Source organism: Desulfosporosinus shakirovi, from assembly GCF_020595055.1.
In the GTDB taxonomy this organism is placed as follows: domain Bacteria; phylum Bacillota; class Desulfitobacteriia; order Desulfitobacteriales; family Desulfitobacteriaceae; genus Desulfosporosinus; species Desulfosporosinus shakirovi.
In genome coordinates, this window is the sequence record NZ_JAJDOO010000003.1 from 51596 (window position 1) to 71871 (window position 20276).

The following is a 20276-nucleotide window of genomic DNA, read 5'->3' on the forward strand; positions in this document are numbered from 1 at the left end:
TCCCCCTGGAATCTCAAAGGCCTTCAGGACAATAAAATGGAGGATGTCTCAATCTATATGAGACATCCTCTGATGGGCTTCGCTGGTGTATACACCAGCTCTCTTAGGACTGCAGGTCGCCAGATATTAAGAGCTGTCATCTTAACGAAAAGAATCAGATTCCATTGCTTTCCAGGAAATCCCGCAGCAAATTCATACAGACAGCCTTGCGATACTCTGCGGAAATTCTCCCCCTGATGGGAAGGATCGCCTGATCATAGGCTCTCAGATATTCTTCCTTAACAGCTTTTTTGGCTTCTTCAATAGTCTTACCACTAAGCATCGCGTCCAGATCCGGTCGTCTGATCACAACCTCGCTGACTGCCCCGAAGGCAGTCTGACAGTTGAAGATCATGCCACCCTCTGTCTCAAGAATGCCGGCAAAGGATACCGGATAATAACTCTTTACCATAGTCCTTTCCCCTCCTCTGCCGCAATGCTGATTGCCTGGACAATGGCATTATAACCGGTACATCGGCAAAGATTCCCGGAAATACCGGCCCGAATCTCAGCTTCCGTAGGGTTAGGTTTTTTCACCAGTATGCATTCAGAGGCCAAAATCATACCGGGAATGCAAAACCCACACTGGACAGCACTGACTGAGGCATAGGCCTTGTCCAGCGCAGCAAAACGCTCAGTTTCACGGTAGCCTTCAATGGTGGTAACTGTACTCCCTTTAATACTGCCCAGAGCTACCAGACAAGAGTTGACCAGCTGTCCATCCAGAATGACTGAGCAAGCCCCGCATTCACCTTCTTTACAACCACACTTAACTCCGGTAATCCGGAATTCCTGGCGCAGGACATCAAGCAAACGCGCGTTTGCTTGGGCCTGCGAGACGACCTCTTGGCCGTTAAGCATAAACTTGACCATTACTTTCCCCCCCTTGTAAAACTCTCATGGTATCTTCCGGCGTGAAGGGCGCTTTATTCAAGTTAACGCCCAGGGCGTTTTCCATAGCTTCTACATAAGCCGGAGCCGCACCAACGAGAGGAAGTTCACCGGCACCCTTGGCTCCATAGGGACCGTGGGTATAGGGATTATTCATGATTTTGGTCACAAGATTGGGCACATCCAGGGCTGTCGGAATGATGTAATCGCTCAAACTGTTGTTGCGGATCATGCCTTGTTCGTTGCAACTCATCTCCTCCATGGAAGCATAGCCAATCCCCTGGAGAAAACCTCCCTGCATCTGGCCCAAAATAATATTCATATCCACAGGAACGCCTACATCGAAAGTACCCCAGGCACCCAGAATTTTGGATGTGGCGGTAAGGGTGTCAACTTCCACTTCGATGGCATTAACTGACCAGGAATAGGTGGGATAAGCATCACCCTTGAATTCTGTAATGCTAAAGGGAATGACAAAATCAGGCTCGACGAAATGTTCTTCAATCACTTGTTCTTCCCCTGCTTTCCATTCGTCCTTCAGCCTCTCTGCCGCCCGCCTGAGCAATCCCCCGACGGTCATCAGGGAACGGCTGGCTACTGTGGGACCTGAGTCAGGAACCCGATCCGTGTCAGGATTATCTATTAAAACCCTATCCAATCCAAGGAAATTCCCAAAGTATCGGCCACAATTTTGCTGAAGGTCGTTTTCAGGCCTTGCCCGATATCCGAATTACTGGCCAGGATCTCTACCGTCTCATCCGGGTTTTTTCTGATCCTAACAACGGCCTTAATGATGTCCCGTTCTCCGCTGCCGGTGAAGCCGCAGCCATGGAAGAACATAGACATCCCAATGCCTTTGCGATAGCGGCCTGTCTGATTTCTGTACTGTCGGCGTTTTTCACGGTAATTAGTCAGCTCATCAATCTGCTCAATCATTTCCGGCAAAGGTACGTGGAAATGATACTTACCGCCGGTAGACGTAGCATCACCCTGCTTAACCATATACTTTTGTTTTAGTTCCAGGGAATCCAGGCCCATTTCCCTGGCGATATGATCCATCATCATTTCTACAGCGAAAAAGGTCTGAGGAGCACCAAAACCCCGGTAGGCACCGCAAGGTACAGTACAATCCGGGTAATGCGGGCCCTTGGCCTTGGCAGAGTGCAGCAGCCTCCCCAAAAGCATACCCTCCGGGACGTGATCATCTACGTATAGAGCACGACCGCTGATTTTAGCATCATGATCCTTTTTCTTCACGGGTTTACTTATGGCCTCCATAAAGTCCCTCCTCTTTCCATTAATTCTGATCATCCAGGTAGCTTACCAGTTTGTGATAATCTTCCTTTGTGTCTGTATCGATCAGGCAGCCAAGGTCGTCGACAGGAACTGTTGCAGCCTGGATGGCAAGCTTTTTCCAGACTTCACGCAGCCCCCCTTTTCCTTCAAAATTGAGAATCAGCTCCCGGCATTGCCAGGCAATCAAGGGCGGATGTTTGCGCTGTCCTTCAATGGTCGGAAAGGCCACCAGGGCCTGAGCTCTGAGCATAGCCTCCTTTACTGCCCTGAATGTCCCTGTCTGAATGGCCGGCATATCTCCCGGCAGAAGATAAAAAGCAGTACAGGGCTTAAGGGCAGAGACCCCAATTTTTATTGAGGTCAACATATCAGTTTCGGCATAGTTGCGATTATAGGCAAATAGCAACCGGGAACCGACGTATTTATCAGCCAGGTAAGCTTCAACTTCTTGAGCCCGATAACCTAAAACGAGAACAACTTGATTTACGCCGGCACTAAGCATGCTGTCAATACTGCATTCAATCATTGTTTTGTCCTTCAATTTCAAAAGCGGCTTAAAGGCTGGCATACGGCTGGATAACCCTGCAGCTAGTATGATGCCATTAACTTTCATTCAAATCTCTCGCTTTCTAATGTTCAGTCCATTGATTTTATATGCTTTCGCTTGCTTCTTGCCTTCTCTTTGCTTATTTCTTACATATTTATTACTTACTTTTTACCTACTGCTTAGTTGGTGACTTTTTATAAAACGTATCCTTCAAAGGCAGCTGAGCGCGGAATATGCCATCGAATCGGTAATAAGCATGGGAGCAAGCCGGAGCTGTGGGAATCAGGCATAATTCTCCAACCCCTTTTGCTCCATAGGTTTCAGGGATTTTCCCTTGGCCTTGCACCAGAATAACCTCCAGGTCCGGAACGTCCGTGGCCCTCATCAGGCCTAAGGTACCTAGTTTGGTCTTGGGATAACCGCCCTCAACTTTGAACTCTTCGGTCACAGCATAGCCTAAGCCCATCACGATTCCCCCTTCAATCTGTCCTTCAACGGACTGGATATTCACAGGGGTTCCCACATCAAAGGCTGCCACAACTTTCTCGATTTTTCCTGCTTCATTAAGAATGACAACTTGAGCTCCGTAACTATAACTCACATGACTGATGGGATTCTCTTTCACAGCTCCCATGGGATCCGTTTGGGCAGAATAATCTCCATAAAACTCTTTACCTTCTAAATCAGCCAGGGTTAAGCCTTGATCCAATTCTGCTTTCAATTTTTCCGAGACTCGTCTTACGGCTTCCCCTGTTACCACCGTCTGCCGAGATGCAGTACTGGTCCCTGAATTAGGCGTACGCAGAGTATCCGCTCTTTCGTGGAGGATCAGAGCCGGGTCTATTCCCGTAGTCTGACAGAGCACAGTGGCACACATTGTGCCAATTCCCTGTCCCATGCAGGCTGCCGAGGTGCGAATATGAACTTTTCCCTCCTCAATGGATAAAATACAGCGGCCGATATCCTTCTTGCCCACACCTGTTCCACTGTTTTTAAAGCCTATGGCGATCCCGGCATAGGGATTGGACTCATAGACATCCTTAACGGCTGCCAAACATTCTGCCATGGCTACGCTTTCATCCGCTATCTGGCCGTTAGGCAGGATTTGCCCGGGACGGATGGCATTGCGATAACGCATTTCCCAAGGGGAAATACCCACCATTTCTGCCAGTAGGTTAATATTGTTTTCCGTGGCAAAGCAGCTTTGGGTTACCCCAAAACCCCGAAAAGCCCCGCCCACAACATTATTGGTATAGACCGACATGCCAAAAATATTAATATTCTGATAATTATAGGGTCCCGCAGCATGAGTGCAGGCCCGATGCAACACAGGGCCGCCCAGGGAGGCATAAGCCCCGGTATCCGCAATGATAACCCCTTTCATACCTGTCAAATAACCATTTTCGTCACAAGCTGTGGTGAACTCCAATTCCATGGCATGTCGTTTCGTATGATAATCCAGGCTTTCCTGCCTGGAAAATTTAACTTTGACCGGTTTTTTGGTATGCCAGGCCATTAAGGCTGCATGATGTTGAACACTCATATCTTCTTTGCCGCCAAATCCGCCGCCCACCAGTTGAGTACGACAATGGACTTTTTCCGGAGGTATCTCCAGCATCATGGAGATTTCACGCTGCTCGTCATACACGGACTGAGAACCGGAATACAAGAAAATACCATCCTCTCCCTCGGGCAGGGCAATGGCACATTCCGGTTCCAGGAAGCCATGCTCCTGAAAGGGGGTCTTATATTTTCTGGTTACGACATATTTGGAATGCTTAATGGCTTCCTCCGCATTACCCCGCTGCAGACTGGCGCGGCTCATGACATTCCCAACCGCGTGGATTAAAGGGGCATCTGCCTTTAAGGCATCGGTGGGGCAAGTTACGGGCTCCAGTTCGGTATAGTCTACTTCGACTAATTGGCAGACTTCCTCCAGTTTGTCTTTATGATAGGTTGCTACTAAGGCCAGGGAATCTCCCATATATCTGGTGGTACCGCCTTGGGCAATCATGACGTCCCAGTCCTGCTTGGCATGTCCAATCAAATTATTGGGGACATCTTGGGCCAGCAAAATTTTCACACAGTCCGGATGAGCTTCAGCTTTGCTGATATCAATTTTTTCCACAATAGCTCTGGGATATTTGGAACGAACTGCCTTAGCATAAATCATGCCCGGCAAGACAAGATCATCGACAAAAACCCCCGTTCCATTGACCTTTTCCGTTACATCGATACGTTTAAATTTCCGGGCCACTTTCAGCTCCCTTGGTGTACTGGGGATTTCCAGCTTATCCCTAAAATAGTCCGCAGCCCTTAAAATAGCTTCTTCTATTTTCTTATAACCGGTACAGCGGCAAATGTTGCCTTTGATGGCTTTCTTGACATCCCCTGGCGTCGGATTTAAATTAACATCCAACAAGGCTTTGGCGCATATGATCATTCCCGGAATACAAAAACCGCACTGAACCGCACCTGCTTCTCCAAAACAGTGTTCATAAACTGCCTTTTCTCTCTCACTCAAGCCTTCAACCGTAAGAATCCGTCTTCCTACGAACTTGGATACTTTCTGCACACAAGCCTTCAGCGCTTTGCCATCCACTAAAACCGTACACGTCCCGCAGACCCCTTCACTGCAGCCATCCTTTACCGAAGTAATCCTCAAATCATCTCTTAAAAAGAGTAAGAGAGGTTTGTCACTCATTGCAACAACATTTTCGCCATTGATATTTAAGGTAAACATAAATAACCTCCAGTCTTATAAAGATTCAACAGCCGGTGTTATGAATCATTATAAGCAGGAGGTTATGTTTCATCAAATTCTTTCTCAAAAGCACTTGCTTCATAAAAAGCCCTCTTCTAAAATAATCTGTCAAATTCATCCTTGGCGTATTGGCGCACCTTCAGCTCAAACTGCTGGTATTTTTCCATGAATTCAACCCCTTCTTTTGTCAAATAAGTCTTGCCGCCCTTACTGCCGCCATGTTTCCTTTCGACCACTGCATACCCTAACTCTTGTTCCAGCCCGTTGAGCATATTCCAGGCTTTGCTGTAAGACAAGGCAATATGCCTGCAGGCACTTCTGACAGAGTTTGTTTCTTGAATCAAAAGCAACAGCAACTTTGTTCTGGAATCGAAAAACAAGCATTCTTTTTCAATACTTATTCTCACAAAGGGATGCAAAATATGCTGGTTATGTTTTTTTAAGAGGAGATCCAAGCGATCAATGTCGTCCATATCCCGGAGAACACCCTCGTCATCCATATCCATCCATTCTCTTTCAATCCCCAGGCTGCGAATGGCTCCCCGCATTCCTAAACTTCCATTGTACCCCAGTATCTTAGGGATCAACTCTGAAGCCAGCAAAAGAGGATGACCCCCTTTCCCCTGATAGGATGGTGAAATTACCTTTGCCCTACATTCCATCATCTTGCGAAGAGTCTCTGGGGTAAACATGGGAATATTAACGGGGTTGAAGAGTACCTGATCACATTTATTCTGTAAAAATCTCAGCCCAATTTTGGCGGAATCAAACATCTGAGAGTTCTCATATTGTTTATTTGGCAAAAAGATGACTCCATAATCCGCTAAATCATGTTCGATTTCTCCAGTTTCGCTTCCGGTAATGACGACAATCGGGGAAATTTCAACTTGTTGAAAGGATAAAACAATTCTTTTCACTGCAGTAATAGAGCCAATTTTCCAGAGTGGTTGCCGTTGGTCTCTATCTGAAGTTTTTCCGGCAGCCACAATAATTCCGCCTGTTGTTTTCTTTGCTTTTATTTCCATACTCTTACCCCGTCCGGTAGTGGCCTGTTTAAAAGTCGGCTTTACCGATTTATTATCAATAGTACATATTAATGATAAACAATTCAGCCAAAGATGTCCATGGCTTTAACCTGGTTCCCATTTTAAAAGGATCTACATACTTATATTGGGTAATAATCTTTCCCCGTTGAATCCACTCTTAGTTGCAGTAGTTACATAAATGCCTAAAGACTTATAAGGAGATTTTAGAAAATGGAATCAAGCGAAGAATATTTTGCCGTGTTTTTTACCACTTCCGGAGCAATAAGATTTCATAGGTTTTTACGCAACAATACCATTCCGGCTGAAGTTAAGCCGGTACCCAGAAATCTGAGCACAAGTTGTGCCATAGGCATTGAGTTTTTCTATACAGGTAATTTAAGTCTGTTAATCATCCAGGATATTAAACAAATCTACATTAAGCAAGACGATCAGTACATTTTAAAGTACGCCAAAGGCCACTAACTGCCTGGTTTGAACGAAATATTTAAAAATCCCGCAATCACTTGCGGGATAAAGTAGTCTCTGGTGCGCCACCCCAGATTCGAACTGGGGACCTGCCGATTAAGAGTCGGATGCTCTACCAGCTGAGCTAGTGGCGCATTTGGTAGCCCCAACGGGATTCGAACCCGTGTTTCCGCCTTGAGAGGGCAGCGTCTTGGGCCTCTTGACTATGGGGCCATGAATTTTGGCTCCGGGACTAGGATTCGAACCTAGGCTATGTGATTCAGAGTCACACGTGCTACCACTACACAATCCCGGAAGACTAACTGCCTTCCAAATCAGCAGTCATCACTAAAGCAATATGAATGATCATTTGGTTTAGATTATGTCACGTCCTCTATTATAGTTTATTTATAACTTATATGCTAGTCATTTTATAATTTTTTTTAGAACTCCTTCATAAAGCACTCTTCTCAATTGGAGAGCCCGATCTCTGTCTGCTATACCCCTTCCCCTCAAGGTTTCTGAATATAGTCGATAGCCTTTTCTAAACGTTCCAAGCATTTCTTTTTCCCTAATAAAGCCATAACGTCAAACAAACCCGGGCTAACGGTCTGACCCGTCAAGGCTAGTCTGGTCGGGTGAATAAGGGTACCGCCTTTAATCTCAAGTTCCGACATCAATTGGCGATAGGCACTTTCCACCCTTTCCGTATCAAACCCCTCCAGGATTGCCAAACACGCTCTGCCCTTGGCAAGCAAATCAGCCACGTTTTCTTGTTTAACAAAGTATTTCTCGCGGCCTTTTTCATCATAGGCAACAATATCCTGAAAAAAGTAACGACTTGCTTCCACCAGTTCTCTTAGAGTTCTTACTCTTTCCCTGACCGTGTTTACGACGTCACGAATGTAATGTTGCTTATCTTCTGCTTCCCTAGGAGTGATTAGACCCGCCTGAATGAAAAAGGGTATGGCTTGCAGAGTAAGGCTATCTAAATCACAAGTGGTCATATATTGGCCATTAAGCCAGATTAATTTTTGAACATCATAGACCGCAGCGGTTTTCGATACCTTTTCGAGGGCAAAAGCCGGGATTGTTTGGTCTGGGGAGATGAGTTCACTCTGCTCCCCTGTGGGTGCCCAGCCCAGAAGGGTCAAATAATTGAGTAAAGCTTCAGGGAGACAACCCATCTCTTGGAATTCTCCCACGGAAGTTGCGCCGTGTCGTTTGCTTAATTTACTGCGGTCCGGTGCTAAAATCATGGATAAGTGGGCAAAAGAAGGTATTTCGTATCCCAAGGCATCATAGATAAGACGTTGCTTAGGGGTATTGGACAAATGTTCTTCAGCCCTAATAACATGACTAATCTCCATAGCATGGTCATCCACGACACAGGCAAAATTGTAGGCTGCCGTGCCATTGGATTTCATTATGATAAAATCATCAAATTGCTCTAACTCAAAGCGGACTGTTCCTCTAATAATATCTTGGACGATAACTTGACCTCTTTCCGGCACTTTAAGCCGGATCACCGAAGGCTGGCCTTGATCCAGGCGCTCTTTAACCTCCTCCGCCGATAAATTTCGGCATTTTCCTGAATAGCGAAAGGGTTTACCCTCCTGCCGCTGCTTTTGACGTTCTTCTTCTATTTCTTCTCCCCTGCAAAAACAATGATAGGCTTTTTTCTCTTGTATTAAGATTTGAGCCGCACTTGTGTAAAAACCTTGCCTTTGAGATTGAAAATAGGGGCCAAAATCCCCACCTTTTTCCGGGCCCTCATCCCAGTTAATCTTTAACCACTTCAGGCTGTCCAGAATTTGCTGAACAGAATCGTCGATAAGGCGTTCGGCATCCGTATCCTCAATTCGAAGGATTAATGTACCCTTATGTTTTTTGGCAAACAGCCAGTTGAACAAGGCTGTTCTTGCTCCCCCGATATGCAAATAGCCTGTAGGGCTGGGGGCAAATCTTACTCTGACCTTTTCCATAGTTAACTCTCCCATGCTTAATTGTCTCTCCTCATACTGCTTAAGGTATTTTCGTTATTTTATAAATGTTTAACACAATCGATCATCATTTTTATATTATCATTAGTTATTATTATTTAATTATATATCTGTGCGTGTCCATATATCAAGCTGCGAGACACATGAAGGAAAATTTCCTTGTCAACCACCTTTCCCCGCAAACCGAACTTGTTCATCTCAATTTTTACAAAATAAAAATCCCAGGCTGTAGAGCCTGGGGCTGATTTGCTAATCTGTCGTTGTTTGTTTCTATCTGAATTACTACTGACTAGATTGCTCAGGCTTTACTTCTGCTTGATTAAGGGCGTCAGTCAGTAATAAAACTAACTGGCACCCTGGATTTCTCAAACATTTGGTTTTGATTAAAATCAATTGAGGCATAATTCAAGTCAAATCGACTATTTTGCTGCTGCTTGTTCAGCTGGGATCTGAACCAATCTGCCCAACTTATTAGCACCAGCATAAACCACATAGGTATCGCCTAGGATATCAGACAATCCCTGCTTCACTGCCAGAATGATTGCTTTTATTTCCGGATTTTTAAAGGCGTTTTCGACTTCCTGTAAGAACACCTGATAATCAAAGGTATTGGTACCGGCTGACAAGGCATTGCCCGAGTCTTCAATTGTCCCGTCTACCTTAAAAATAGCAATGGTTTGGCCTAGTCCTTTTTGATAAGTCTCAGTACTAAATGGTGATTTTGAAGATAACAGTTATTGAAACCCAGCGTTTTTTATTCATAACTTTCCTCCTAGTTAATTTATCATCTTGCAGCGAGAAGACTCAGAGTTTCCGGGATGACACAATGGATTTTAGATTCCCTTCCGAAGAATTGCGAATCAAATTGACAATGTAGGCAAAGAAATCGAAAACACTGCAAGGCAACTAAAAAGCACCTTCGAATTGCGCGAGTGCTTTTTCTATATTTATAGATTTGCAGTTTTTTTCTCTAAAGCCTTAATTCTGCTCTCATAGTCGTTAAAACTATTATCTTCAGCAATAACGAATGACTTAATTATTTGTAAATCTGATTTTACTTTCTTCATATCAGATTCTAATACTTTCTGTCCTTCTTCTACTTTTCCCAACCTATTTTCAATAATCCGCTGTCCCTAAGCCAGGGTTTTGAACATATCCCGAACTTCTTCAAGTATTACACCCACCTGATTTTCATTCATAAGTTCACCGCCTTATATATGTTCAAGCCTTTATTATACCATAAGTGGGTTTTAAGGGTAATATATTTCGCCTCGATCTTTTCATGCTTTGCCGCCTCAACGCTGCACAATTCGACTTACTCCCATGCCATTATCCTCAAAAACCATTAGTAAACAAATTTAGGCAATATATTCCTTATTATAGGAAATTTAGCGATTGCCACTATTTTCATCGAATGTTATATTTGGGGTAGCCAAAATATCCGAAAGGGTGAAAAAATTATGGACTATCTGAACGAAGGTAAGATTAATGACTACCGTGTTAATTTCCATAATAACGGAAAAATCATCAGCGTTGAAGTAACCTGCTGCGGTGGACATATCGGAGAGATGCGCTTCAAACACGGTGAACATAAACAATGCTTGGCTTGCGGGAAGCTGCATACATTAAAGCTCCAGCACAATCACTTTCATATCCGCCAATCCAAATGAAGACAAAATATCGTAATATGGCTATATCATCGCCCAAATAATCCCAGCGGCATTGCTATGAAGGGTCTAAGGCATACTACTACCTTAGACCCTTTCGCTAAAAACCATTAATTATATTTGGCAAGGATGTATTAAAACAGGTCTTAAGACTTTCTTCGGCTGTTTCCTTCAAGGCTTCCTTGGTCGTTCCAAAAACAATGATTGTCACGAAGAGAGTGGCACTACCTAAAGACCACTCACTCCACCCCTGGGATTGTTTACTGCTAATGCTTCTGCCGGTAGAAGATAACCATAAATTTTCCTGACCCTCAACAAAAACTTTAATATGTCCAACAAAATAAGCCTTAGCACTTGTCCAATCCCTGATCTCTTCAATCCATTGAGTAAGAGCTTGTTTAACCCTTTCGGACTTTACCTTTTCTAAAAGCACCAGGCTGTAGGTCTCAGAAAAAATTGCCGGGTCAGAATCTTTAGTCGAGGACTTAAGTAAATGCTGATCACTCACCCTTCGTCACCGCTTTACGCCAGATTTGAGGATTGACTTCAGTGTGGGCGGATATTGCATAGAAAAGGCCTGAAGAATTGATCCTTTTAATATCTTCTGCGACTTGGCTAACTTGCTCAGGTTCTAAACAGTCGATTTTGTTCAAGAGAATGACGTTTGCCCTTGCGATTTGTTCTTCTATTAAACCCGGCATGATCGTTGAAAGATCATCCCATCGTTCTGCATCAGCCACAACAATAGTCTTCAGACTATCTATGCCCTTTCCATACTTAGTGATGGTTTCCGCAATTGTATGGGGGAAGGCCATACCCGTTGTCTCAATGATCACCCATTCCGGTGATAACTCCTCCTGAATTTTATTAAGACAGACGGTAAGCTCTGCGTTCAGGGTACAACAGATACAGCCGGCAATAAGTTCCCGAACATTTAGCCCTTCTGCTTTGAGAATCTTATCATCAATGCCCGTTTCCCCTACTTCATTTTCAACAATTACCAAAGAAGGTTTGCCACTATCCAGCTGTTGTACCGAAAGTTCGGCTGTCAGATATCGAGCAACTTGCAAGATAATTGAAGTTTTGCCTGAACCCAGAAATCCGCCAAAAAGTAAAATATTCATTGCCTATAACTCCTTACGCTGACATTCCGCACTCTTAGTAAAAAATCCTTGATTGAGGGGATAATTATGCTTTCTATCCAATAGAAGAACAAAGTTCTATTTCACCTTAAATTGAGAGCACTCTATAAATAATCGTTCATAACCTTGGGTCACGCTCAATTCCAGATAGTTAAAGTCTCGGGCCAGCTTTATCATTTCTCGGCGGGTTTCCAGGGACATCAGGGCAAGATAAGCTCCGGTTTTGGAGGAATTACCGATGTAGGTGATTTTATCTCGGACAGCCTTCGGTAAAATATCCGTCCCCACCAAACTTTCGACGGATAGATGAGCGCCGAACTGACCAGCTACAATCACCTCATCCAGATCCGAAAATGTGAGATCCATAGCCTTTACCAGTGCCACAAATCCGGATAAAATCGCACTCTTGGCCAGTTGTACCTGGCGCACATCCCCCTGAGTAATGAGGACTTTATGGGGACCCTCTCCGATACGGATTCGTCGTTTCTTCCCATCGAGGTCAATATAGGGCAGTCTGGGGTCCCCCGCCTCTAGCTCTTCAGGCTTAACAATATTGCCACGGGCTGTGACAAACCCATGTTTTAACAATTCTCGTATGGCGGCCATTATCCCACTGCCACATAAACCCAGGGAAGCTTTATTGCCGATAACTTTCAGATCAAAACCCTGCTCCTTTTCGAAATAAACTTCCTCGATGGCCCCATGGGCAGCACGCATACCACAGCTGATATTCATCCCTTCCAGGGCCGGTCCCGCTGCACAAGAGCAAGAGACTAATCTTTCTCCGTCGGAGAGAACGATTTCTCCATTGGTACCGATATCGATAAAGAGTACTTTATCCTTCCTGTTGTGGAGCCCGGCCACATAAGCCCCTGCCACGATATCTGCTCCTATATAGGAAGAAACGGCGGGCAGACAATAGACCCGACCAAAGGAGGAAAGGGCAGTTAAACCCACATCCCTTGCTTTAACATCTTTAGCACCGACAAAGATAGGGGCATAAGGAGCTTTCCCAATGGAGAGGGGATCAACTCCCAAAATCATATGCATCATGGTGCAATTAGCCGCAATAGCAATTTCATAGATCAAAGAAGGAGAGATCTGCTGCCTTTCACATATGGTGTGGAGCATCTCATTTAAGGAATCGACAATGGCAGTCTGCAACTGATCCCGCCCCTCCTTACCATGTTCGAGAACATAGGTGATGCGGGTAAGCACATCCTGACCATAATTTTTCTGGGCATTGATGGCCGCTTCGCTATCAATTTCGTCTCCTGTCCTTAAGTCGATGAGGGCGGCTACAACAGTGGTCGTTCCGATATCAACGGCGACTCCGTAAAGTCTTTCCCTGGTATCCCCTTTTTCAATCCCAATAAGTTGATCTTTATTGAATATCCCAGTATAGGTTCCCTCCCCCATGGTAATTTGGCGGAGCACATCCCAGGGCAGCTGATCCATACCCAGGGCTTTTGCAAACAATAGTTCATAGGGGGTTTGGTCTTCCAGAGTAGGCTTGATAATCTCAAGGGTCTTTTTCCGGATTGCCGGATTGGGTTCATACTCTGGTACATAGCCCCCGGTCAGAACCCGGTGATTTTCCTCCTGATCAACGATGTCGATCTCCAAATCCCCTGTGGGGTAGATAAGGCAGGCTAAACGGATACCATCTGCGATCTCCTTTGGGGTAAGGCATTCTTTCTCGTCGTCAGATAGAGGCAGGAGATCTCCTCCTAAATGTTTAATCTTACACTTGCCACAGCTTCCTCGTCCTCCACAGGGACTTTCAATGAAAATCTGCTGGCCGACAAGAATATTTAAGAGATTCTTCCCTTCCCTTATATCATAGGAAAACTTTATATTTTGTCTTGGTAAGGCAATTGTATGCATGCTAAAACCTCGTTTTCCGGTACACAGCCCTCTAAATCCTATACTTCATAAGTTACATAAGCTTCATGTGCTTCCTATATCATGAGCTTCCTAACTATTTTCCTTGAACGGCATTTAACATGGCCTGAATATTTTCCAGGGATGACTTAGTTCCCAGACCACAAGCAGGCGCAATAATATCTGACCCCTCTGCCATCACCTTCTGAGTCATAAGGCGAATGCGGTCTGCATCAGCAAACTCCAAAGCAAAGGTACTTACATTACCCATCATAGTCTTACCTGGCAACATTTTTTTCGATTCTTTGATGCTGACAATCGAGTCAAAGCTGTGGGCATCAGCTCGAAGTTTATTCAGTGGTTCATAAACTTTATGCATCCGTCCGCAGATGTGCACAATCATCGGGATTTCTGGATTTCCCTCCCGGAGTCCATCGATTAATTGATTAATATAGGTCACTACGTATTCCTCAAATAAACGCGGGCCTAAGATTTCCCCTGTGCCACTGGGGTCAGAGATGGCAATCACATCGGCTCCAGCTTCGATCTGAGCCCGGCCAAAACTAATCAGACCTTCCGTGACAAACTTCATGAAAGCATGAGCCTCTTCTTTACGGCGTCTTAAAGCCTTATAGTAAACCACCGGTTCAATTAGGGAAGTGGCAACACTGACAGGTCCGGAAAGATTTCCAATAATAGGAATCTTATCAGCCTGTTCTTTCAGAATTTTAATGGCATCCAGCACTACGTTTGCCCGGTTGCTATAGGGATCTAGGTGAGGCAATTTGTTCCATTGAGAAAGATCCTCTAAGGCATACCCAGTGACATGGGGTTCATAAACGGTGGAACCCAAATCCACAACAGCACCCAGCTGTTCTGCTTCAATGGTCATACAGAAGGGTACGCCGTAATTTTCGAAACAGCCATAATCATACACTGCCTTGGCTAGTCCCGCCATTTTTATAGGATCAGTATGGGCTTCCGGCCAATGAATGTCGGCCTTTTCCATCAAGGCAGTGACTACCATATTCATCATCCCACCCGGGCAAATACAGGGTGAGCGATCCGTCTTTACACCCTTTAAAGCGTTGAGAAGTCTTTCTTTTGAATCCATAAGGACGTCCTTTCTGATCCTGTATCTATTCCGGTCCTATATCCTAAGCCATTCCCACTAATTGTTTGGCCACAGTTACCGCCCCGGTGGCGTTAACGGCATAACCATCAGCGTTAATTTGATTACAATAGGCCTGAGAAAGTGGTCCGCCGCCGATCATAACTTTTACTTTATCTCTGATTCCTTCTTTGACGAGGATATCCACCACCTCTTTCATACCGGGCATAGTGGTAGTCATCAGAGTGGAAAGACAAATTAGCTGGGCATCCACATCCTTTGCTTTTTCCACGAAACTCTGGAGGGGGACATCTCTCCCCAAATCATACATTTCAAATCCGGCGGTTTCGAGCATGATGCGCACCAGGTTTTTGCCAATATCATGGGTATCCCCTTCTACAACGCCGATAACACATTTGTAGTTGACAGCACCTTCGGCGGTCTCTTGAGGCAGATGCTCTCTTAAAACATCCAGACCATTATACATAGCATCGGAGCACACCAAAAGGTCGGTAACAAAATACTCTTCTTCTTCATACATTTGACCGGCTCGGTTCATGCCATCAACAAGCCCTTTAAGAACCCCGTCAAGGGCTTCGTAACCTGCCGCAATATAGTCTTTGGCTACATCGGCAGCATTTTCATCGTCCATTTCAAAGACGCAATCGGATAATTGTTGTAATAATTCTTCTTTTGACTTAACCATTATGTTCACCTTCACCTTCTAATTTGTTGATTAATGGTTCGTTGCGGGTTCATTTAATAACCCTTCATCAATAGGATAGCGTCCATATTTGCGAACTGCTTCCATCATATGGTCTATATTCTCAACAGGCACATTTTGCGTAATATCACAACCGGAAGCGATAATATAGCCCATAGGGCTGTCTTTTCCCTTGAGGATACAGGTCTTAACCGATTCAAAAATGTCTGATCTGGAGCCCAGCATCAGCACATCGACGGGCGGAACATTACCCAAGATGGGTAAGCGTTTGCCCACTTGTTCTTTCACATATTCCAGATCCACCAGGTTATCAATACTCAGCATATCCGGCCCTGTATCCACCATTTCCATGACAATACTCGTCGTATTGCCACAGATATGATAGCAACACATTCCCCCTAATTGATGAATATAGTTCATCAATTCCGTTGCATAGGGCTTGACGAAGTCTACATATTGGCTCTTTTTCAAGAGGGTGCCTGAGGCAATGGGATCACACATGAGAATAATAATGCCGCGCTCAATATATTCCTTATAAATATCCTTAAGTGCGTCGGTACACAGGCGAAGCAGACGATGGATGGAGGCCGGGTCTTTACGGGTAGCTCTTAAAAGATGTTCAGTGGGAAAGATACTGGAAACGGCTGTGAAAGGTCCCGTAATCAATACCCCTGTGGGGACCTCCTGACCCATCTTTTCCTGACAGATTTCACAAGCCTCTAAAGTTCTGGCAAACCAAGGATCATTTTCTTTTTTGGTTTTGTTGAAATCCAGTTGATCGATATCTTGAAGATTATGTAAAACATGATTGACGATTGCAGGCAGACTATCCTCAGGATCATTCATTTCTGACCCCAGGGCGGTTCCTATCCCGTGAAGACCATATTCAATGATCATCATATCGTTCCCATAACGTTGATAACAATCGATTTGAGACTGAGCCTGCTTGAGTGCCGAAGCACGTTTTTCTCGATGGGTCATCCCTGAAACTCTGTGGGAGATGGAAACTAAGATAGGCATGGCCAGAATGCGATCCATTTTTTCTCCTTTCATAAAAGCTTGAAGCCGTTCATTGGGTGTCATTTGGTCTTGTTCGTGCATAGCAGTTCCTCCTTTTTATTTCTGTTAATTAATTCCGAGACTTTCCTTTATGCTAAGTGGATGTTCCGATTTCCCTGCTGCAAGCGGTAGTCTCCTGTGACGTAACTCTCTGGTGGAGACTTGCGCCGAAGGCGCAGTGCTGCATATTGAATACTATCGCGTCGTAGGATGAGTATGCCGAGCCCTTTACCCGATAGAAATACTTAGCGGCGAAGGAGGTTGAATCCTCTACCGAAACCCCGATGTTCGGCTTTAGCTGAACGAGTTCACCGGAAATTACGCTGTCAAAAGCTTTAAGATCTTGATTTGGGCATCTTGGAGTATGTGATTACGATTATGGATACAGACATTGCCGACCAGGTTAACTTTACCGCGGAGTTCCAAACAGGCTTGGGCATAGGACATGGGTTCAGGTAAAGGGTAACTCTCCCACTCAGCCATTCCCAGGGCCGTTAACTGCAGAGCAGTCTTAGGACAGAGATGCATTACCGATTGTCCGCCAATTATCTTCAAGGCGTCTTCCACAAAAGGTTTAGAAAAATGTCGACCCTGCAATTCAAAGTATTTGGGCCCGAGGATATTCAGCCCCCCCACCGGATCTTCAAAGGCAATGAAGTCCACTCCAGCTGCGAGGGATTTTTCAATATACCGTAACAGCTGAAGGCGTATCTTCTCTACTACTTTTTCAATGACTTCAGGATTTTTTCTCCAGATCTTGAAGACTCTGCTAATATCACTTAAATTGTTTAAGATCGTCATTGGGCCGCAGATCTCAACCCCAACCGCTTCCTTTGCTGCTTTAAGAAGTTTCACAGCTTTTAGGGTCTCTTTTAAGCGACCTTTCTCAAAATCCAAATCGGGGAGCCCCAACAAAGCTTCTTCATCTTTGCACACCGGTTCCCGGCAGCGTGGCCCAATGGTTGCCGTTCCCAGCTTGATATTGCCGCCTAAATTCTCCGCTTCAACGGTATGACAAAAAGGCACCATACAAAGGGCGCCTCCTTCAACTTCTCGCAGGGTGCAAGCAATCCTAGCCATTCCTTCTCCATAAGTGTAAGCCTCGGGAAAAGGCAAACCTACCTTTTCCACCACACTCTCTGTGAAACCGCTGGTATCCGACCCTTCAGGGCATTTAAAATTTGTAAATTGGATCATAGAGTTCCTCCTGACTATATCTAGACGTTATTATCAAACTAAAGTTTCATAACTATTTAATGATGCTTTGATCTAACCAAAAAATTATATCATAACTCATAAAAATTTTAAATAATTGTATTGAATTATGCTTATATTTTAAAATAATTCAATTTTTTCCCTTCCACCAAGGATTAGCAGCTGGGTGTAGGTTAAATTCGTCAGTACTGACGAATTTAACCTAGCCGCCTCATTCGTTAATTTCACCTAATTGTTTCCTGAATAAGTTTCGGAAGTTAGGGAAATTTAAGATTAACCCCTAGTCAAAACCTTAGAACCAACTTAATTTGTTGCAAACTTATCTTAATCTCAAGGAGGTACCTCATTATGGCAAAATACAATTTACCTGTCGACAAAAATCAAGTTGCTGCTCAATCGGGTGTTACTCTTGGCCCTAACACTACATCTCGTCAGAACGGCAGTGTCGGTGGCGAAATGGTTAAACAAACCTTCGAAAGTTTCGGAAAGAAAAAATAATCTGCCCCTTAGGACATATTAGATGGTAATCCCCCTGTGTTGTTCTCTGTCATAATCACAAAAGAGGTTAAAGTTAGACAATAAAATAACGCCCCCAGTCGGGGCGTTATTTTGGTGTTAGTTCAGAATGTGAATGACTGGTGTGGGGCATAGCGGTTATTAGTATCATTAATCTTCTTATTCAACCTTCGACAATAACCTTACCATTAGCTAAAGGAAACACAAAATCCAAACCCCTTTCATCTTTGTACTTATCATAAGTTTTTCGCCATTCAATAGTGTTATCATGCTTATATTTGCTTACTACAAGCTCAGTATCATACCAAATAGAAGAGACATAGGCAGGTTGAGGTATACATTTTATTTCCCTGACAGCAGTAACTATGTAACCGCCGTCCGACGTGGTCCTGATCTTTCCTGCCGCATAGTTTATATCTTCCATTCTTTTCTCTTCCTGACCATTATAATCAACAACCAAGATACTGCCTTGATTTTGTTGTCCTGCCGCAATAATAATATTGTTATTTGGAAGCAAAGATAAGACACGCCCCCACAACCCCTTGTGAAGGTCTGATTTCAACCATACTCTGTTTCCATTTTCATCAAGCTTCATTAGAAATCCGCTGACAAGAGTACCTTCAACGGCGCTGCTCCCCTTGTCGCCGAGAACATAGACATAACCGTCAGCAAGGCCAAGTTGATTGTAGACAAAGTGTTCATTTTCGTTAGTCTTGACTACCCATTCCAAGGAAAGGTTTACAGCGATCCTAGCAACAAAATCAGCAAACTTTTGTCCTTCAGGCAGTCCGAAATCTCCATTTTGTGATGTCGTGTGGCCATTGATGATCATTCCCAGATCCTTGTCATATTTTGCACCGTCAAGATTTTCAAAGCCCCTGCCCCCAAACCCTTTTTGCTGTATGACCTGACCATCTTTAGCCAGTTTCGTAACGACAATATCGGATTCTCCGCCCCTCGTCTGTTTCCCGTTTTCACCCGACCACTTTCCTACCGCCAGGATTTCTTCCTTCTCTGTGATAAAAAGATACCGCAGCATATCCCCTAGATCATCGTCAAACTTCTGTTGCCAAAGTTCTTCTCCATTCTTATCACATTTTACAAGGATACTTTTTTCGCAAATCATACCCTGATCACTGTAACGGGGGGATGTCTGAACTGAAAAGATATAACTTCCATCAGGAAAAACCTGCAGATTATTGATCTCTCCCGAGATTGTCGGATACATGTAAACTTTGTCCCAGACAACGCTGCCTTCAAGATCCAGCTTCAATATTTTAGGCCAGCTTTTAGAATTATTTTCATTAACCAAACTTGTTGCAAGATTTACTTTATAACCGCAGAGTAGCCCGTCCTTTGTTTCTCTGACAATCAAATCGCCCAAAGAATCAATGTTTAAATCCATCTTTATCTCAGGAACCATGCTAGGGTTTATATCTTCCAACTTGACATAATTTGTTGATATTCCGCTGATGGTAAGCCAATTATTTTCGTTATTAAAATCATTATGCAAATGCAGCCCTGCCACCGGTAAGCCTTCATCAGTATTCTCCGGATCATTCTTACCTGTACTAAGTCCAGGCTTGCTGAACCCTAACGATGACCATAACAAGGCACAAAGCAAGCCAAGCATAAGAACTAATTGTATCTTCCTTTTCAAACTGTCATCTCCCTCACAATCCATATTAAGTTCGATGTTTTTCAAGAAAACAACCCCAGACTATTGCAATAGTTTTGGTTTATACTACTGCAATAGTCTCGAGTTGTCAAGGAAAATCTACATTGCTTAACTGTTCTCTTGGCAGGGGCGGTTATTTCTTCTTCGTGATCATAACAATAAGGAAATCACTATCGACAACACGCAAGGCAACCCAAATACAAATAAATCCAATCCAATAACTAGTAAGGCATAGATAATCTTGTCAGTT

General features: G+C 44.2%; 18 protein-coding genes, 3 tRNA genes and 1 pseudogene. 2 read left to right on the forward strand and 20 right to left on the reverse strand.

From position 1 onward, the window contains the following. Window positions 1-154: 154 nt before the first annotated feature. The 6 genes and pseudogenes from LJE72_RS03705 to LJE72_RS03730 all read right to left on the reverse strand — a co-directional run bounded on the left by LJE72_RS03705 (window position 155) and on the right by LJE72_RS03730 (window position 6562). Window positions 155-451 (reverse strand): FAD binding domain-containing protein, encoded by a 297-nt coding sequence (locus tag LJE72_RS03705; RefSeq protein WP_229246286.1) that lies wholly within the window; start codon window positions 449-451, stop codon window positions 155-157. Beyond that, complete coding sequence (locus LJE72_RS03710) at window positions 445-912, reverse strand: (2Fe-2S)-binding protein (RefSeq protein ID WP_229246287.1); 468 nt, start codon at window positions 910-912, stop codon at window positions 445-447. The genes LJE72_RS03705 and LJE72_RS03710 overlap by 7 nt, the downstream gene beginning before the upstream one ends. Then, window positions 893-2055: pseudogene (locus LJE72_RS03715) on the reverse strand (xanthine dehydrogenase family protein molybdopterin-binding subunit); the annotation flags it as partial. The gene LJE72_RS03710 and the pseudogene LJE72_RS03715, both read right to left, overlap by 20 nt. Before the next feature lie 172 nt (window positions 2056-2227). Further along, entirely contained in the window at window positions 2228-2839 is a 612-nt protein-coding gene (locus LJE72_RS03720) for a nucleotidyltransferase family protein (RefSeq protein ID WP_229246288.1), read from the reverse strand. 106 nt (window positions 2840-2945) lie between these two features. Then, the gene (gene xdh / locus LJE72_RS03725) at window positions 2946-5516 is read right to left on the reverse strand and encodes a selenium-dependent xanthine dehydrogenase (protein ID WP_229246289.1); all 2571 of its coding nucleotides are present in this window, start codon (window positions 5514-5516) and stop codon (window positions 2946-2948) included. A gap of 116 nt (window positions 5517-5632) precedes the next feature. Next, window positions 5633-6562 (reverse strand): NTP transferase domain-containing protein, encoded by a 930-nt coding sequence (locus LJE72_RS03730; protein WP_229246290.1) that lies wholly within the window; start codon window positions 6560-6562, stop codon window positions 5633-5635. Between the two features lie 231 nt (window positions 6563-6793). Here LJE72_RS03730 and LJE72_RS03735 point away from each other — a divergent pair, with 231 nt between their 5' ends. After that, window positions 6794-7045 (forward strand): DUF3343 domain-containing protein, encoded by a 252-nt coding sequence (locus LJE72_RS03735; protein ID WP_229246291.1) that lies wholly within the window; start codon window positions 6794-6796, stop codon window positions 7043-7045. Window positions 7046-7106: 61 nt separating this feature from the next. Here LJE72_RS03735 and LJE72_RS03740 read toward each other — a convergent pair. The 13 genes from LJE72_RS03740 to LJE72_RS03800 form a co-directional block, all read right to left on the reverse strand. After that, a tRNA-Lys gene (locus LJE72_RS03740) sits at window positions 7107-7182 on the reverse strand. A gap of 3 nt (window positions 7183-7185) precedes the next feature. Next, a tRNA-Glu gene (locus LJE72_RS03745) sits at window positions 7186-7261 on the reverse strand. 8 nt (window positions 7262-7269) lie between these two features. Beyond that, window positions 7270-7343, reverse strand: a tRNA-Gln gene (locus LJE72_RS03750). A gap of 196 nt (window positions 7344-7539) precedes the next feature. Then, complete coding sequence (gltX, locus tag LJE72_RS03755) at window positions 7540-9012, reverse strand: glutamate--tRNA ligase (RefSeq protein ID WP_229246292.1); 1473 nt, start codon at window positions 9010-9012, stop codon at window positions 7540-7542. Window positions 9013-9449: 437 nt separating this feature from the next. After that, a complete protein-coding gene (locus tag LJE72_RS03760; protein ID WP_229246293.1) occupies window positions 9450-9656 on the reverse strand; it encodes a hypothetical protein in 207 nt (68 codons plus the stop codon). 762 nt (window positions 9657-10418) lie between these two features. Further along, complete coding sequence (locus LJE72_RS26465) at window positions 10419-10652, reverse strand: hypothetical protein (RefSeq protein ID WP_312038888.1); 234 nt, start codon at window positions 10650-10652, stop codon at window positions 10419-10421. Between the two features lie 145 nt (window positions 10653-10797). Continuing rightward, window positions 10798-11205, reverse strand: coding sequence for a hypothetical protein (locus LJE72_RS03770; protein WP_229246295.1), 408 nt, complete (start codon window positions 11203-11205; stop codon window positions 10798-10800). Continuing rightward, on the reverse strand, window positions 11198-11821 hold the full coding sequence (locus tag LJE72_RS03775) for a CobW-like GTP-binding protein (protein WP_229246296.1): 624 nt from the start codon (window positions 11819-11821) through the stop codon (window positions 11198-11200). The genes LJE72_RS03770 and LJE72_RS03775 overlap by 8 nt, the downstream gene beginning before the upstream one ends. 96 nt (window positions 11822-11917) lie before the next feature. Then, window positions 11918-13726, reverse strand: a complete 1809-nt coding sequence (locus LJE72_RS03780; protein ID WP_229246297.1) for an ASKHA domain-containing protein — start codon at window positions 13724-13726, stop codon at window positions 11918-11920. Between the two features lie 94 nt (window positions 13727-13820). Then, the gene (locus LJE72_RS03785) at window positions 13821-14837 is read right to left on the reverse strand and encodes a uroporphyrinogen decarboxylase family protein (protein WP_229246298.1); all 1017 of its coding nucleotides are present in this window, start codon (window positions 14835-14837) and stop codon (window positions 13821-13823) included. Window positions 14838-14880: 43 nt separating this feature from the next. Then, window positions 14881-15540 (reverse strand): corrinoid protein, encoded by a 660-nt coding sequence (locus tag LJE72_RS03790; RefSeq protein ID WP_229246299.1) that lies wholly within the window; start codon window positions 15538-15540, stop codon window positions 14881-14883. A 30-nt stretch (window positions 15541-15570) separates the two neighbouring features. Then, the gene (locus tag LJE72_RS03795; protein WP_229246300.1) at window positions 15571-16659 is read right to left on the reverse strand and encodes a uroporphyrinogen decarboxylase family protein; all 1089 of its coding nucleotides are present in this window, start codon (window positions 16657-16659) and stop codon (window positions 15571-15573) included. Between the two features lie 276 nt (window positions 16660-16935). After that, window positions 16936-17814 (reverse strand): uroporphyrinogen decarboxylase family protein, encoded by an 879-nt coding sequence (locus LJE72_RS03800; protein WP_229246301.1) that lies wholly within the window; start codon window positions 17812-17814, stop codon window positions 16936-16938. A 366-nt stretch (window positions 17815-18180) separates the two neighbouring features. On the opposite strand from LJE72_RS03800, the gene LJE72_RS03805 reads away from it, so the two are divergent. Further along, window positions 18181-18330, forward strand: coding sequence for a small, acid-soluble spore protein, alpha/beta type (locus LJE72_RS03805; RefSeq protein ID WP_229246302.1), 150 nt, complete (start codon window positions 18181-18183; stop codon window positions 18328-18330). A 181-nt stretch (window positions 18331-18511) separates the two neighbouring features. Here the strand turns inward: LJE72_RS03805 and LJE72_RS03810 are convergent, their stop codons facing one another. After that, a complete protein-coding gene (locus tag LJE72_RS03810; RefSeq protein ID WP_229246303.1) occupies window positions 18512-20008 on the reverse strand; it encodes a hypothetical protein in 1497 nt (498 codons plus the stop codon). Window positions 20009-20276: the final 268 nt, after the last annotated feature.

Coding starts and splice junctions, on each gene's coding strand:
- gltX (WP_229246292.1), bottom strand. CDS start 9,012: ATGGAAAAGGTCAGAGTAAGATTTGCCCCCAGCCCTACAGGCTATTTG.
- LJE72_RS03720 (WP_229246288.1), bottom strand. CDS start 2,839: ATGAAAGTTAATGGCATCATACTAGCTGCAGGGTTATCCAGCCGTATG.
- LJE72_RS03780 (WP_229246297.1), bottom strand. CDS start 13,726: ATGCATACAATTGCCTTACCAAGACAAAATATAAAGTTTTCCTATGAT.
- LJE72_RS03705 (WP_229246286.1), bottom strand. CDS start 451: ATGGTAAAGAGTTATTATCCGGTATCCTTTGCCGGCATTCTTGAGACA.
- LJE72_RS03795 (WP_229246300.1), bottom strand. CDS start 16,659: ATGCACGAACAAGACCAAATGACACCCAATGAACGGCTTCAAGCTTTT.
- LJE72_RS03805 (WP_229246302.1), top strand. CDS start 18,181: ATGGCAAAATACAATTTACCTGTCGACAAAAATCAAGTTGCTGCTCAA.
- LJE72_RS03735 (WP_229246291.1), top strand. CDS start 6,794: ATGGAATCAAGCGAAGAATATTTTGCCGTGTTTTTTACCACTTCCGGA.
- LJE72_RS03710 (WP_229246287.1), bottom strand. CDS start 912: ATGGTCAAGTTTATGCTTAACGGCCAAGAGGTCGTCTCGCAGGCCCAA.
- LJE72_RS03800 (WP_229246301.1), bottom strand. CDS start 17,814: ATGATCCAATTTACAAATTTTAAATGCCCTGAAGGGTCGGATACCAGC.
- LJE72_RS03730 (WP_229246290.1), bottom strand. CDS start 6,562: ATGGAAATAAAAGCAAAGAAAACAACAGGCGGAATTATTGTGGCTGCC.
- LJE72_RS26465 (WP_312038888.1), bottom strand. CDS start 10,652: ATGCAGCTTCCCGCAAGCCAAGCATTGTTTATGTTCACCGTGTTTGAA.
- xdh (WP_229246289.1), bottom strand. CDS start 5,516: ATGTTTACCTTAAATATCAATGGCGAAAATGTTGTTGCAATGAGTGAC.
- LJE72_RS03785 (WP_229246298.1), bottom strand. CDS start 14,837: ATGGATTCAAAAGAAAGACTTCTCAACGCTTTAAAGGGTGTAAAGACG.
- LJE72_RS03790 (WP_229246299.1), bottom strand. CDS start 15,540: ATGGTTAAGTCAAAAGAAGAATTATTACAACAATTATCCGATTGCGTC.
- LJE72_RS03775 (WP_229246296.1), bottom strand. CDS start 11,821: ATGAATATTTTACTTTTTGGCGGATTTCTGGGTTCAGGCAAAACTTCA.